The sequence below is a fragment of the Pseudomonas sp. genome (assembly GCF_030690725.1).
Lineage (GTDB): Bacteria > Pseudomonadota > Gammaproteobacteria > Pseudomonadales > Pseudomonadaceae > Aquipseudomonas.
This window is the reverse complement of record NZ_JAUYGD010000090.1, coordinates 1-14,250: the sequence shown is the minus strand read 5'-3', so window position 1 is coordinate 14,250 and position 14,250 is coordinate 1. Positions and strand designations below refer to the sequence as shown.

Below are 14,250 nucleotides of genomic sequence, written 5' to 3'. Positions count from 1 at the left end.
GGCTTTGTTCACTGCTTGTTTGTCTTTCAGGCTGATGCCTTCGGCGGGCAGGGCGAGCAGGGAAGAGCCGCCACCGGACAGCAGAAAGATCACCTTATCGGCTTCGCTGAGGTTGCTGACCAGTTCCAGCACGCGGCGCGCCACTCGCTCACCGGCGTCGTCCGGCACTGGGTGCGCCGCTTCGACCACTTCGATCTTGTTGCAGTTGGCGCCGTGCTCGTAACGGGTGACCACCAGGCCGGAGACCTCGCCTTGCCATTCCTGCTCAATCACTTCGGCCATGGCGGCGGCGGCTTTGCCGGCGCCGATCACGATAACGCGACCGCTGCGATCTGCCGGCAAGTAATCTGCCAGAACCTGGCGCGGGTGGGCGGCGTCGATGGCGCTGGCGAACAACTCGCGCAGCAGGGACGTTGGATTGAAAGACGGATCGATGGACATGGTGATCTCTCTTGGTCTGGATCAACTGCTTATGACTGACTTCGATTCTAGTGCGCAGCGTCCGCCATGCAGGCGCTGCGCACTAGAATCGACCCACCCGGCAGGCAGGCCGTGACACCGCCTGCCGGACAGATCGAAAGGGTTGTTTCAGGGCGGCTGACCCCGCCCTGAAACCTGTTACTTACTCACCACGGATGTTGAAGTTGGCCATGTGTTCCAGGCCTTTGATCAACGCCGAGTGGTCCCAGTTGCTGCCACCGATGGCCGTACAGGTGCTGAACACTTGCTGGGCGTTGGCGGTGTTGGGCAGGTTGAGGCCCAGTTCGCGCGCGCCGGCCAGGGCCAGGTTGAGGTCTTTCTGGTGCAGGCTGATGCGGAAGCCTGGGTCGAAGGTGCCTTTGATCATGCGCTCACCGTGCACTTCAAGGATCTTCGAGCCAGCGAAACCGCCCATCAGCGCTTCACGCACCTTGGCTGGATCGGCACCGTTCTTCGCGGCGAACAGCAGGGCTTCAGCCACTGCCTGGATGTTCAGGGCCACGATGATCTGGTTGGCGACCTTGGCGGTCTGACCGTCACCGTTACCGCCGACGCGGGTGATGTTCTTGCCCATGGCCTGGAACAGCGGCAGCGCGCGTTCGAAGGCATTCGGGCAACCGCCGATCATGATCGACAGGGTGGCCGCCTTGGCGCCCACTTCACCGCCGGATACCGGCGCGTCGAGGTAGGCGGCGCCAGTGGCTTTGATCTTCTCGGCGAAGACCTTGGTGGCGGTAGGGGAGATCGAGCTCATGTCGATCACTACTTTGCCAGCGCCCACGCCTGCGGCAACGCCGTCGGCGCGGAACAGAACGTCTTCAACCTGCGGGGTGTCCGGCACCATGATGATGATGAATTCGGCTTCCTGCGCCACTTCGCGCGGGTTGGCCAGGCCGATGCCGTTGTCGCCCAGTAGGTCGGCCGGGGCCTTGTCGAAGTGCTCGGAGAAGAACAGGGTGTGCCCGGCTTTTTGCAGGTTCTGCGCCATAGGCTTGCCCATGATGCCGGTGCCGATAAATCCGATTTTTGCCATGAGAAATATCCTCTGATTCAGATTGCGTTGTGCGCTTTCATCCAGCCGAGGCCGGCAGCGGTGGTGGTTGCCGGCTTGTATTCACAGCCGATCCAGCCCTGGTAACCGATGCGGTCCAGGTGCTCGAAGAGGAAGCGGTAGTTGATTTCGCCAGTGCCCGGCTCGTTGCGGCCCGGGTTGTCGGCCAACTGCACATGGTTGATCACAGACAGGTTGGCCTCGACGGTACGCGCCAGGTCACCTTCCATGATTTGCATGTGGTAGATGTCGTATTGCAGGTACAGGTTGCTACTGGCGACTTTGTCGCGAATGGCCAGCGCCTGCTTCGTGGTGTTCAGGTAGAAGCCGGGGATGTCGCGGGTGTTGATCATTTCCATGACCAGCTTGATGCCCGCGGCCTCGAGCTTGCCGGCGGCAAACTTGAGGTTGTCGACAAAGGTCTGCTCGACGGTGGCGCAATCCAGACCCTGCGGACGGATACCGGCCAGGCAGTTGATCTGCTTGTTGCCCAATACTTTGGCGTAGGCGATGGCCTGGTCGACACCGGCGCGGAATTCTTCAACGCGGTCTGGGTGGCAGGCGATACCGCGCTCGCCCTTGGCCCAGTCGCCAGCAGGCAGGTTGAACAGCACCTGCTCCAGACGGTTGGCATCCAGGCGCGCCTTGATCACTTCGGCAGCGAAGTCATAAGGGAACAGGTATTCGACACCGCTGAAGCCTGCGGTGGCGGCAGCGTCGAAACGGTCCAGAAAGTCCACTTCGGTGAACAGCATGGACAGGTTGGCGGCAAAACGGGGCATGGTGATGCTCCTATTTTCGTAGCCCGGATGTAATCCGGGGGTGGCCGTTAAAGCTCCCCGGATTGCATCCGGGCTACGGGGTTGGTCTTAGTCCAGCAACGAGATCGCAGTCGGGGCGTCGGCACCGCGTTCGGCGAGTTCTTCGAACTCGTTGACCGCGTTGATTTCCACACCCATGGAGATGTTGGTGACACGCTCCAGGATGATCTCGACCATGACCGGTACGCGGAACTCTTCCATCAGCGCCTTGGCCTTGGCCAATGCCGCCTGGATGTCGTTCGGCTCGAATACACGTACGGCTTTACAGCCCAGGCCTTCCACCACAGCGACGTGGTCGACGCCGTAACCGTTGATCTCCGGTGCGTTGATGTTCTCGAAGGCCAACTGCACGCAGTAGTCCATCTCGAAACCGCGCTGCGACTGACGGATCAGGCCCAGGTAGGAGTTGTTCACCACCACGTGGATGTACGGCAGGTTGAACTGCGCGCCCACAGCCAGTTCTTCGATCATGAACTGGAAGTCATAGTCGCCGGACAGCGCCACTACGTTGCGGGTTGGATCAGCCTTGACCACACCCAGCGCTGCTGGAATGGTCCAGCCGAGCGGGCCGGCCTGGCCACAGTTGATCCAGTGACGCGGCTTGTACACGTGCAGGAATTGCGCGCCGGCGATCTGCGACAGACCGATGGTGCTGACGTAGCAGGTGTCCTTGCCGAAGAACTCGTTCATCTCTTCGTAGACGCGCTGCGGCTTGACCGGCACGTTGTCGAAGTGGGTCTTGCGCTGCAGGGTGCGCTTGCGCTCGCGGCAGGATTCAACCCAGGCGCTGCGGTCTTTCAGCTTGCCAGCGGATTTCCACTCGCGGGCCACTTCGATAAAGGCGTCCAGAGCGGCACCAGCATCGGAAACGATGCCCAGGTCCGGGTTGAACACGCGGCCAATCTGCGTCGGTTCGATGTCGACGTGAATGAACTTGCGGCCTTCGGTGTACACATCGATGCTGCCGGTGTGGCGGTTGGCCCAGCGGTTACCGATACCGAATACCAGATCGGATTCCAGCAAGGTGGCGTTGCCGTAGCGGTGTGAGGTTTGCAGACCGACCATGCCAACCATCAACTTGTGGTCGTCCGGAATCGCACCCCAGCCCATCAGGGTTGGTACAACCGGCACGCCGGTCAGCTCAGCGAATTCAACCAGCTTGTCGGCCGCGTCGGCGTTGAAGATACCGCCGCCGGCAACCAGCAACGGACGCTCGGCGTCATTCAGCATGGCCAGGGCTTTTTCAGCCTGAACCCGGTTGGCCGCTGGCTTGGCCAGTGGCAGTGGCTCGTAGGCGTCGATGTCGAATTCGATCTCGGCCATCTGCACGTCGAACGGCAGGTCGATCAGCACGGGGCCTGGGCGGCCGCTGCGCATTTCATAGAAGGCTTTCTGGAAGGCGCGCGGTACTTGGCCCGGCTCCATTACCGTGGTTGCCCACTTGGTCACCGGCTTGACGATGCTGGTGATGTCGACGGCCTGGAAGTCTTCCTTGTGCATGCGGGCACGCGGCGCTTGGCCGGTGATGCACAGAATCGGGATGGAGTCGGCCGATGCCGAGTACAGGCCGGTCACCATGTCGGTGCCAGCAGGGCCGGAGGTGCCGATGCACACGCCGATATTGCCGGCATTGGTGCGGGTGTAACCCTCAGCCATGTGCGAGGCACCTTCGACGTGGCGAGCCAGGACGTGGTCGATACCGCCGACTTTCTTCAGTGCAGCGTACAGGGGGTTGATGGCGGCGCCGGGGATGCCGAACGCAGTGTCAACGCCTTCGCGGCGCATCACCAGTACGGCGGCCTCGATTGCTCTCATTTTGGCCATTGTCTTGTGCCTCGTTTGTTATCAGATTGTATACAAAACAGCTGGCTTGGATTCTATTCATGGCCTGACCTTCTGGTCAACACGTTTTGTTGTCGAGGCGCTGTCTGGCAAAAAATCTTTTAAAACAACCGTTTTAGCTGGGGTGCTTGATCTGCTGCGGAAACGCTTGCGAGTAACTGTATACAAATAGTGTTTGTATTGTATTCGTCTATTGAGTTTTTTGTTTCTAGTGAGATAGTGGTGGCGAGCTTTGGATTGCCCGGCCGCTGTCAATCGCCCTGTAGGCGCTGTGGTTCCGGGTGTTTCGTAGGATTTATCAGCATCGAGGAAGACCCAACATGAGTACGTTGAATCTGCAAATCGCCACCACCATCAGCAACCGCGCCCTGGCGGTCGGCCGGGAAATCTCTGCAGCACCGCTGACCGTGGCTGTGCTGGACGCCGGCGGACACCTGATCAGCCTGCAGCGTGAAGACGGCGCGAGCCTGCTGCGCCCACAAATTGCTATCGGCAAGGCCTGGGGCGCGCTGGCACTGGGCAAGGGCTCACGCCTGATCGCCGCCGACGCACAACAGCGCCCGGCATTTATCGGCGCGGTAAACAACCTGGCAGACGGTCAGCTGGTGCCGGCACCGGGTGGTGTGCTGATCCGTGATGAGCGCGGCGAGGTGATAGGCGCAGTGGGTATCACTGGTGATACCTCGGATATCGATGAGCAATGCGCAGTCAGTGCGGTGGAGTCGGTCGGGCTGAAGCCGGATGCGGGTATCGCTGCCTGATAATTTGTGGGGCTTTCGGCTCTGGCGTCCTGCTTCGCCCTACCTCCTGCGTCCATGCAGTCGCAGCCGCGACTGGTGCGATTAAAAGCTCGCCGCTAAAGCGCCACCCACAGGTTTCGTAGGTAATAAAAAAACGGTGAATGCTTTACAGCATTCACCGTTTTTTATTGCGGCCTTAAGCCAAGGGCAGGGCGGCTAACCAAGCTTAGGCGTTGGTGACCTGCTCGGATGAGCTGGGCTGGGTTTCGTCGATTTCGCAGCCTTTGATCACCAGGCGGATGATGGTCTGCGCGGCGGCTTCGTAGTCGGCTTCATCCAGGCTGGCTTTGCCGGTTACGGTGGAAATCTGCCAGTCGAAGTCGGCGTAGGTCTGGGTTGCGGCCCAGATGCTGAACAGCAGGTGGTGCGGGTCAACCTTGGCCATCAGCCCCTGGTCGATCCAGCCCTGAATGCAGGAGATGTTGTGTTTGGCCTGGGCATTCAGCTGCGCAGTCTGGTCGGCGGACAGATGCGGCGCGCCGTGCATGATTTCGCTGGCGAACACCTTGGAGGCGGAGGGCAGTTCGCGGGAGATGCGGATCTTCGAGCGGATATAGGCGCGCAGCACGTCGGCGGGTTTGCCGGGCTGGTTGAACGGCGAAGAGGCTTCCAGCAGAGGTTCAATAATGCTTTCCAGCACTTCGCGGTAGAGGTTTTCTTTCGACTTGAAGTAGTAGTAGACGTTGGGCTTGGGCACCCCGGCCTTGGCGGCGATATCGCTGGTTTTGCTGGCAGCAAAGCCTTTGTCGGCGAACTCCTCACTGGCTGCGCGTAAAATCAGCTCTCTGTTACGCTCGCGAATACTGGTCATAAGCCTCTTTGCTTCTGTCGAACGCCCGTCGCTGGGCAGCGGCGCGATGGTAGCACCGGCTTTGCGCGGCGCTCAAGGCTTGTGGCCTGGGCTCTGGCGGGCTATCTGACTTGCAGGTCAGGTTGTTGTATACAAAATTTAATTTTTCTGTTTTTATCTTGCCCTATGCATTCATAACAAAAAGTCTCGGCTCGATGAGCTCCAGGAGACACGTAGTGAATAATCAGCTGGTTGACCCCTTCGGTCGGCGCATCACCTATCTACGGTTATCGGTTACCGATCGCTGTGATTTCCGCTGCACCTATTGCATGAGTGAGGACATGGTGTTCGCCCCGCGCGAGCAGATCCTCAGCCTTGAAGAACTCTATGCCGTGGCGGACGCCTTTATTGGCCTGGGGGTCAAGCGCATCCGTATCACCGGCGGCGAGCCGCTGGTACGCAAGAACCTGCTCAGCCTGCTGACCCGCCTGGGCCAGCGCCCCGAGCTGGAAGACCTGGCCATTACCACCAACGGCTCGCAACTGGCCGAGCTGGCGTCGCAACTGCACGCAGCCGGGGTCAAACGCCTGAACGTCAGCCTGGATTCATTGCAGCGCGAGCGTTTTGCCGCCTTTACCCGACGCGACAAGCTCGATCAGGTGCTGGAAGGCATCGAGGTGGCGCGCGCCGCGGGTTTTCGCAAGATCAAACTCAACGCCGTGGTGCAGAAAAATCGTAACGATGACGAAGTGCTCGACCTGGTCGAGTTCGCCATGGCGCGCGGCCTGGACATCAGCTTTATCGAAGAAATGCCGCTGGGCAGTATTTCCAGCCACCAGCGCGAACAGACCTTCTGCTCCAGCGACGAGGTGCGTGAGCGCATCGAACAGCGCTATGCCCTGGTGCGCAGCAGCAAGCTGACTGGTGGGCCGTCGCGTTACTGGCAGGTGGTCGGCAGCGATACCCAGGTTGGTTTTATCTCACCGCACAGCCACAACTTCTGCGGTGACTGCAACCGCGTGCGGGTCACCGCCGAGGGCAAACTGGTGCTTTGCCTGGGCCATGAGAATGCCCTGGACCTGAAAGGCCTGATGCGTGCCCACCCCGGCGACAGCCAGCGCCTGAGTGAAGCCTTGATGCAAGCCCTGCAACTGAAACCCGAGCGTCATCACTTCGAGAGCGATGCCCAGGTGCAGGTTATTCGCTTTATGAGCATGACCGGTGGCTAGCCCCTAGCCGCTTCCTCACCGCCTTGGGCGGTTTTATTCGTTCCTCTCTCTCACTTTAAACAGGAGGTTTGCTGTGAAGCCCTCGCACGTCTGCAGTTTGTTCGCTGTTGTCTGTTCCAGCGCGGTCAGCGCTGAAAGCTATGTGATTGGTGTAGAGAAACTGGCCTTTGCGCCGCACTACAGCATCGATGCGCAAGGCCAGTACCAGGGCTTTGCCCGTGAGCTGTTTGATCTGTTCGCACAGACCAGCGGGGTGGAACTGAGCTACAAGGTGCTGCCCGTGGAGCAGCTGTTGCCCGCGCTGCTCAGCGGTCAGGTGGATTTCAAATACCCTGACAGCGAAACCTGGGCGCAGGCGCAAAAGGCCGGTAAGGCCCTGAGCTACAGCCAGGGCGTGGTCGAGTATGTTGATGGTGTACTGGTGGCGCCGCAGCGCCATGGTCAGCCTATTGAGCAGATCAAGCGCCTGGCTATGGTCAATGGCTGGACGCCCTGGGGTTATCAGGAGCGGATTGATGCCGGGCAGATCGAGCTGACCTACAGCGATGATCTGCGTCAGATGATTCGCCAGGCGCTGAAGAAGGACACTGACGGCGCTTACTTCAACGTGGTGGTGGCCACCCATTATCTGGACAACATCCGCGCACGACCGGGCGCGCTGATCTTCGATGCGCAGTTGCCGCATAACCGTGGCAGCTTCAAGCTGTCGACCCTCAAGCACGCGGCGTTTATGCAGCGTTTCGACCGCTTCCTGGTCGAGCAGCAGAGTGAAATTGCCGCGCTGAAAAGCCAGTACAAGGTCGAGGCCAATCTGGATGCCGAGCGCATCGGCCTGGAGCAGTGGAAGCTGGAGTTTATCGAGCGGCAGAAGCGCAAAGACGCACAATCGCAGTAATGTGCTGAGCGAACAAAAACCGCTCCTGGTGAGCGTTTTTTTCTGCGTGCAAAAGGGCAATAGGTGTAGGAGCGGGCCATGCCCGCGAAAGGGTGATCGCGGCCATGGGCCGCTCCTACAGGCTGTGCGGTAACAATAAAAAAGGGGATGGCAACAAGGCCATCCCCTTTTTGTGCGGGTGCCGCCTACCCGGCGATCCGCATCAAGCGCATAGGCTTAGAAGTGGTACTTCACCAGCGCTTGCACGGCAGTCTGATCAAAACCATCGGTGGAGCCGTCGATTGGCCGGATACCGTACTTGTTGTGCCACATGTTCAGCTCGGTACCGACATACAGCTTGCGGCCTTCACCGAACAGCGCCTTGCCAGCATCCCATTTGATCTGGATCGAGGAGCCGACCGAGGTCTGGGTGCCGGCATCCTTGGATGGGGCGCGCCAGTCGATATAGCCGTCGACCACGAAGTCCTGTTCGCCAATGGCAAACGGATAGGCGCCGCTTACGGTCAGCTGGTAAGTGTGGCCGTTGCCCTTGTCCGATGCCTTGAAATCATGGTCGAAGAAGATGTGGTTGTTGATCTTCACCGCATACAGGTTGGCGTTCAGATAGGCGAAGCCTGGGGCATTCCAGGCGGTGCCGATGCCGTACAGGTAGTTTTCGGTGCCAGGGCCGCCGTTGCCTTTTTCATAGGTGAAGGCTGCGTAGACATCCTTCAGCGGGCCTACCGAGAGGTCCTGGCCGGTCAGCCAGCTGAGGCTGACGCGTGGCGAGAATTCCATGTAGTAGAAACTGCTCTTCTCGTCGACATCCAGGTTGCCGAAGTTGCTGCCGCGCGCCTGCGCGTTGTCGGCGTCGATGTAGTCGAGGAAGAAGAAGGTATCGCCCCAAGTCCAGCCGCTGGCGTTTTCCAGGGTGAAAGTGCTCTGCGAGCGCTGCTCTTCAGCGTTATTGTTCAAGCGCTGGAAGTTGCTGCCGTAGAGGTAGGAGAGGCTGGTGTCTTGCCAGAGAAAGGCATCGCTGGCCAAGGCCTGTTGACCGGAAAACAGTCCAGCCGAGAGGACGATGCCGTGGGGCAGGTGCTTAAGTTTCATCATGGTTTCCTTATTATTGGACTTACAAGGTTTCTCGAACCTGCAGCGAACCGCAGGATCTGTCAGGCAAAGGGGCGGTGACTCAACTGGTACGCGGGGCCACGTTGAGTTCGTTGCGGCTGCTGTTGGGCGCATCTTCGGCACTGTCGTCCTGCGGGTTTTGCAGCACGGTGTGCAGGTGGGCCTCGGGGTCGTAGTCGTTTTCTTCCAGCTGCAGATGCTCTTCCGGCAGGAAGATGTTCAGCAGAATGGCGCTGAAGGCACCGATGGTGATGGGTGAGCCGAAGATGTTCTTCAGCGTATCCGGCATCTGCGAGAGCACTTCTGGCACGGCTGCAACACCCAGGCCGAGGCCCAGGGAGATGGCCACGATCAGCACGTTGCGACGGTGCAGGCCGGCCTCGGTAAGGATCTTGATACCCGCCACGGCCACGGTGCCGAACATGATCAGCGTGGCGCCGCCGAGAACCGGTTTCGGCATCAGCTGCAGCACCGCGCCCACTGCCGGGAACAGGCCCAGCAGCACCAGAATGCCGGCGATATAGAAGGCCACGTGGCGGCTGGCCACGCCGGTCAGCTGGATCACCCCGTTGTTCTGGCTGAAGGTGGTCATCGGCAGGCTGTTGAACATCGCCGCCATGGCCGAGTTGCAACCGTCGGCCAAGACCCCGGATTTGATCCGGCGCATATACAGCGGACCTTTGACCGGCTGCTTGGAAATGATCGAGTTGGCCGTCAGGTCGCCTGCAGTTTCCAACGGGGTGATCAGGAAGATCACCGCAATCGGCACAAACGCCACCCAGTCAAAATTGAAGCCGTATTTGAACGGCACCGGCACGCTGATCAGCGGCACCTGAGCCATGTTGGCGAAATCCACCTTACCGGTGAACCAGGCCACGCTAAAGCCCAGCACCAGGCCGATGATCACTGCCGACAGGCGTACGACCTGCGACGGGAAGCGGTTGAGAATCACGATGGTGACCAGCACCAGGCCGCCGAGACCCAGGTGGTGCAGGGCGCCGAGGTCCGCTGCGCCGTAACCGCCGGCGATATCGGTCATCGCGACCTTGATCAGCGACAAGCCCATCAGACAGATGATGGTGCCGGTGACGACCGGGGTGATCACCCGGCGCAGCTTGTTGATGAACTGGCTGAAAGCGATCTCGACAAAGGCTGCGCAGAAGCACACGCCAAAGATCGTCGAGAGAATTTCCTCCTCACTGCCGCCGCGGCCCTTGACGATAAACCCGGCGCTGAGAATCACGCTGAGAAAACCGAAACTGGTGCCCTGTAGGCACAGCAGGCCGGAGCCGACCGGGCCAATGCGCTTGGCCTGGATAAAGGTGCCGAGGCCGGACACGAACAGCGCCATGCTAACCAGATACGGCACATAAGCGCCGAGGCCGAGGACGCCACCGACAATCAGGGTAGGGGTGATGATGCCGACGAAGCTGGCCAGTACGTGCTGCAACGCGGCGAAGATCGCCGGAGCAAAGGCCGGGGTGTCGTGCAGTTGGTAGATCAGGTCGTTGTTTGCCACAGGCGGAGCCGTGGTCTCTGTGCTGCGAGTCGTGGTCATATCAGAGCCTGCCAGTTGTTTTTATACGGTCATGGGCTTGGCGAGGCTTCACGGCGCCTCTGTTCTGTACCGGAGTAGAAGTTGTCCACCTGGTCAGAATGGATCGACTATAGCAACTTGTTCACAGTGATAAAAACAATTTATTTTCAGATTGTGCACAAAAAATGAACCGTCAGTCAGATAGCTCTGCAGCGAGCTCGTTATGCGCTGAAGCGGCCTGTTCTAGACGGGTTTACTGGTTTTTGCAGATGGCGCGCAGCGGCCAGCAGCCCGGCGTACCGGGCTGCGCTCTTGTGAGCAACGAGGGTCAGTGCTGCGGGTGTGGATGGGTTACGCCAGCGCGTTCCGGTCCGCCGAGGATATTGAACAGCAGGTTAAGCAACACCGCGCTGATGGTGGCCATGGCGATGCCGCTGTGGGTGATCGGCTCCAGCCAATGCGGCAAGTGCGCGAAGAACTCCGGACGTACCACCGGGGCCAGGCCCATGCCGATGCTGACCGCGACCAGCAGCTGATTGCGCCGGTCGGCAATATCCGCCTCCTGCAGAATCTTGATGCCCGTCGCCGCGACCATGCCGAACATGGCAATCCCCGCGCCGCCGAGTACCGCCGGCGGAATCGAAGCTACCAGGTAGGCGGCTTTGGGCAGCAGGCTCAAGCCGATCAGCAGCAACCCGGCGGCGGCTGTAACGTAACGGCTGCGCACACCGGTCATTTGCACCAGGCCGATGTTCTGCGCAAAGGAAGAATGGGTGAAGGTGTTGAAAATGCCGGCGAAGAACGACGCACCGGCATCACACAGCAGGCCACGGCGCAGCATGACCGGGGTGACTTCCTTACCAGTGATCTTGCCGAGGGCGAGGAACATGCCGGTGGACTCGACAAAGATGATCACCACCACCAGACACATGGAGAGGATCGGCGCCAGATGAAACTCCGGCATGCCGAAATGCATGGGTTTGACCACGGCAAACCAGTCGCTTTGATTAAGGCCGCTAAGGTCGACCATGCCCAGGCCGCCCGCTACCAGGTAGCCGACCAGCATGCCGATCAGCACCGAGACATTGACCCAGAAACCGCGCATAAAGCGGTTGATCAGCAAAATGGTGCCCAGCACCAGGGCGGCAATCGCCAGGTACTGCAACGCGCCGAACTCAGTGGCAGCGCTGCCACCGCCGGCCCAGTTAAGCGCCACCGGAAACAGTGACAAACCGATGGCGGTAATCACCGTGCCGGTCACCAACGGCGGGAAGAAATGCACGATGCGTGACATAAAGGGCGCAATCAGCATGCCGAAGAAGCCTGCGGCAATGGTCGCACCGAAAATCCCCGGCAAGCCGATGCCGGGCGAGCCGGCCATGGCCACCATGCTACCTACGGCGGCAAAACTGGCGCCCATCATCACTGGCATGCGGATGCCCATGGGGCCGATACCGAGTGACTGCACCAGGGTGGCAATGCCCGCCACCAGCAGGTCGGCGGTAATCAGAAAGGCGATTTCTTCACGGGACAGGCCGACGGCTTCACCGATGATCAAGGGCACCGCAACCGCGCCGCCGTACATCAGCAGCACATGCTGCATGCTTACCAGAATCATCTGCAGCAGGGGCAGGCGTTGGTCGACCGCGCAGGTCGAGGTTGAATTCAACTGGGTCATGCAAATACCTCAGGCGCTTTTATTGTTGTAAGTCGCTGTTCGGTGCAGGCGTTTATCGGCCTGTACCGGAGAATTCTTGCAGGGTGCAGATAAACAAATGCCGCGCCCTTGCGGGCGCGGCATTTGGGTGGATCAGTTGAGCTGTGCGCCCTGGTCGATCCAGGCTCCGATCAGCTCACGCTCTTCCTGGGTCATCTGGGTGATGTTGCCCAGCGGCATGATCTGCGAAGCAACGCTTTGCGCGTGGATCTTCGCGGCTTGCGCCTTGATCTGCTCCGGCGTGTCGAGGACAAACCCAGCAGGCGGCGCGCTGAACATCGGGCTGCTCGGCGTGGCCGAGTGGCACACGCTGCAGCGTTCCTGAATCACGCTGTTGACCTGGGCAAAGTCGCCAGCGCCAGCTGCGGCTTCAGTCGGAGCACTGGCCTCAGGGGCCGCTGCGGTTTCTGCCGGTGTGCTGGCTGCTTCGGCAGCCTTGGCGGCAACTTCCGGGTGGCCGCTGATGCCAGTGGCCGGCACCGGGGCGTATTTGATTACTGCGGCTTTTGGCTCCTGCGGTGCAGCAGCCTTCATGCTTGGGCCGGTGACGAACGCCAGGCAGATCATGCCCAGTGCCGCAGCAGGCAGAGTCCAGACGTAATTGCTGCTGTCATGACGGGTGTTGAAGTAGTGGCGCACCAGTACCGCCAGCATCGCGATGCCCGCCAGAATCAGCCAGTTGTATTGGCTGCCGTAGGTGCTCGGGAAGTGGTTGCTGATCATGATGAACAGCACCGGCAAGGTGAAGTAGTTGTTGTGGCGCGAACGCAGCAGGCCTTTGGCCGGCAGGGTTGGGTCTGGCGTGGTGTTGTCTTCGATAGCCTTAACCAGCGCGCGCTGGGCCGGCATGATGGTGAAGAACACGTTACCGACCATGATGGTGCCGATAATCGCGCCGACATGAATGTAGGCAGCGCGGCCGCTGAAGATCTGGCTGAAGCCATAAGCGGCAGCAATGATCAGCACGAACAGCACGGCGCCAAGCAGGGCCGGGCGTTTGCCCAGCGGCGAATCGCAGAGGAAGTGATAGGCCACATAGCCAGCCACCATCGAACCGAAACCGATGGCAATGGCCATTTCCGGTGCCAGATCAACGCCAGGCTTGACCAGGTACAGGCTTGGGTTGAGGTAGTAGACCACCAGCATCAGGGCCACGCCCGACAGCCAGGTGGCATAGGCCTCCCATTTGAACCAGTGCAGGTTCTCCGGCATCTGCGGCGGGGCCAGTTTGTACTTTTCCAAGTGGTAGATACCGCCACCGTGAATCGCCCAGAGGTCACCAGATAGGCCTTCGCGGGGATTGCTGCGGTTGAGGTTGTTCTCCAGCCAGACGAAATAGAAGGATGCGCCGATCCAGGCGATGCCGGTGATCATATGAATCCAGCGGATACCCAGGTTCAGCCACTCAGTCAAATGCGCTTCCACAATCAGTACCTCTTTCCCAGTGCCGACACGCCGGTGCTGGGCTTCTCTTATTGGTGGGGGGCGAGGAGCAATTGCTCGTCGTCGGTAAAGAAATGCTCATCGCAGTTGTTGCCAGAACCACTGCGATCAACCACCAGGAAGTCATCCCGCTTTTCGATCGTCAGCACCGGGTGGTGCCAAACGCCGCGATGGTAATTAATGCCCTGCCTGCCGTTGCTGCGGAAGGCGCGGACCAACTCCGATTGAGGTACATCGCCAAGTGGCGCGACCACAATCAGAAAGGGGTTGCCGAGCAGCGGCATAAACGCCTGGCTGCCCAGCGGGTGGCGCTCCAGCATGCGCACGGTCAGCGGCATCTCCAGGGCCTCGGCACTGAAGATGCTGATGATCGCCTGATCCTCTGGCTGGTCGGTCGCGACCGTGGCCAGTTTGTGATGGCGGCGAGTGGAGCCGTTATTGATCATGAAGAACTCGCTGCCTTCGGTTTCGATAACGTCACCAAAGGGGGCGAAGGCTTCTTTGCTTAAGGGCTCGATGATCAATGTGCGCATGT

Annotated in this window: 13 protein-coding genes; 3 read left to right on the top strand and 10 right to left on the bottom strand. The window is 60.0% G+C overall.

Annotation, left to right across the window (positions count from 1 at the left end):
- The 4 genes from Q8O69_RS21730 to gcl form a co-directional block, all read right to left on the bottom strand.
- On the bottom strand, window positions 1-441 hold a 441-nt coding region (locus Q8O69_RS21730), incomplete at its 3' end, for a DUF4147 domain-containing protein (RefSeq protein WP_305594513.1).
- Window positions 442-622: 181 nt separating this feature from the next.
- Entirely contained in the window at window positions 623-1,513 is an 891-nt protein-coding gene (locus tag Q8O69_RS21725; RefSeq protein WP_305594511.1) for a 2-hydroxy-3-oxopropionate reductase, read from the bottom strand.
- A gap of 17 nt (window positions 1,514-1,530) precedes the next feature.
- Window positions 1,531-2,313: a hydroxypyruvate isomerase gene (gene hyi / locus Q8O69_RS21720; protein ID WP_305594509.1), complete on the bottom strand. Its 783-nt coding sequence runs from the start codon at window positions 2,311-2,313 to the stop codon at window positions 1,531-1,533.
- An 87-nt stretch (window positions 2,314-2,400) separates the two neighbouring features.
- Window positions 2,401-4,176 carry a glyoxylate carboligase gene (gcl, locus tag Q8O69_RS21715; RefSeq protein ID WP_304867294.1) on the bottom strand — a complete coding sequence of 592 codons (1,776 nt, stop codon included), beginning with the start codon at window positions 4,174-4,176 and terminating at the stop codon, window positions 2,401-2,403.
- A gap of 338 nt (window positions 4,177-4,514) precedes the next feature.
- Between gcl and Q8O69_RS21710 the strand changes: the two genes are divergently transcribed.
- Entirely contained in the window at window positions 4,515-4,955 is a 441-nt protein-coding gene (locus Q8O69_RS21710; protein WP_090386575.1) for a heme-binding protein, read from the top strand.
- A gap of 205 nt (window positions 4,956-5,160) precedes the next feature.
- Here the strand turns inward: Q8O69_RS21710 and Q8O69_RS21705 are convergent, their stop codons facing one another.
- Complete coding sequence (locus Q8O69_RS21705) at window positions 5,161-5,805, bottom strand: TetR/AcrR family transcriptional regulator (protein ID WP_275962900.1); 645 nt, start codon at window positions 5,803-5,805, stop codon at window positions 5,161-5,163.
- A 215-nt stretch (window positions 5,806-6,020) separates the two neighbouring features.
- On the opposite strand from Q8O69_RS21705, the gene moaA reads away from it, so the two are divergent.
- Together moaA and Q8O69_RS21695 are read left to right on the top strand one after the other, a co-directional pair.
- Window positions 6,021-7,013 (top strand): GTP 3',8-cyclase MoaA, encoded by a 993-nt coding sequence (gene moaA / locus Q8O69_RS21700; RefSeq protein ID WP_371136219.1) that lies wholly within the window; start codon window positions 6,021-6,023, stop codon window positions 7,011-7,013.
- Between the two features lie 73 nt (window positions 7,014-7,086).
- Window positions 7,087-7,908: a transporter substrate-binding domain-containing protein gene (locus Q8O69_RS21695; protein WP_305594504.1), complete on the top strand. Its 822-nt coding sequence runs from the start codon at window positions 7,087-7,089 to the stop codon at window positions 7,906-7,908.
- A gap of 216 nt (window positions 7,909-8,124) precedes the next feature.
- On the opposite strand, the gene Q8O69_RS21690 is transcribed toward Q8O69_RS21695, so the two are convergent.
- The 5 genes from Q8O69_RS21690 to Q8O69_RS21670 all read right to left on the bottom strand — a co-directional run bounded on the left by Q8O69_RS21690 (window position 8,125) and on the right by Q8O69_RS21670 (window position 14,248).
- Window positions 8,125-8,997 (bottom strand): outer membrane protein OmpK, encoded by an 873-nt coding sequence (locus tag Q8O69_RS21690; RefSeq protein ID WP_305594502.1) that lies wholly within the window; start codon window positions 8,995-8,997, stop codon window positions 8,125-8,127.
- 82 nt (window positions 8,998-9,079) lie between these two features.
- Window positions 9,080-10,576, bottom strand: coding sequence for a nucleobase:cation symporter-2 family protein (locus Q8O69_RS21685; protein ID WP_305594500.1), 1,497 nt, complete (start codon window positions 10,574-10,576; stop codon window positions 9,080-9,082).
- A gap of 307 nt (window positions 10,577-10,883) precedes the next feature.
- Window positions 10,884-12,233 carry a nucleobase:cation symporter-2 family protein gene (locus Q8O69_RS21680; RefSeq protein WP_305594498.1) on the bottom strand — a complete coding sequence of 450 codons (1,350 nt, stop codon included), beginning with the start codon at window positions 12,231-12,233 and terminating at the stop codon, window positions 10,884-10,886.
- Between the two features lie 132 nt (window positions 12,234-12,365).
- Complete coding sequence (locus Q8O69_RS21675; RefSeq protein WP_305594496.1) at window positions 12,366-13,697, bottom strand: urate hydroxylase PuuD; 1,332 nt, start codon at window positions 13,695-13,697, stop codon at window positions 12,366-12,368.
- 47 nt (window positions 13,698-13,744) lie between these two features.
- A complete protein-coding gene (locus tag Q8O69_RS21670; protein ID WP_305594494.1) occupies window positions 13,745-14,248 on the bottom strand; it encodes an ureidoglycolate lyase in 504 nt (167 codons plus the stop codon).
- Window positions 14,249-14,250: the final 2 nt, after the last annotated feature.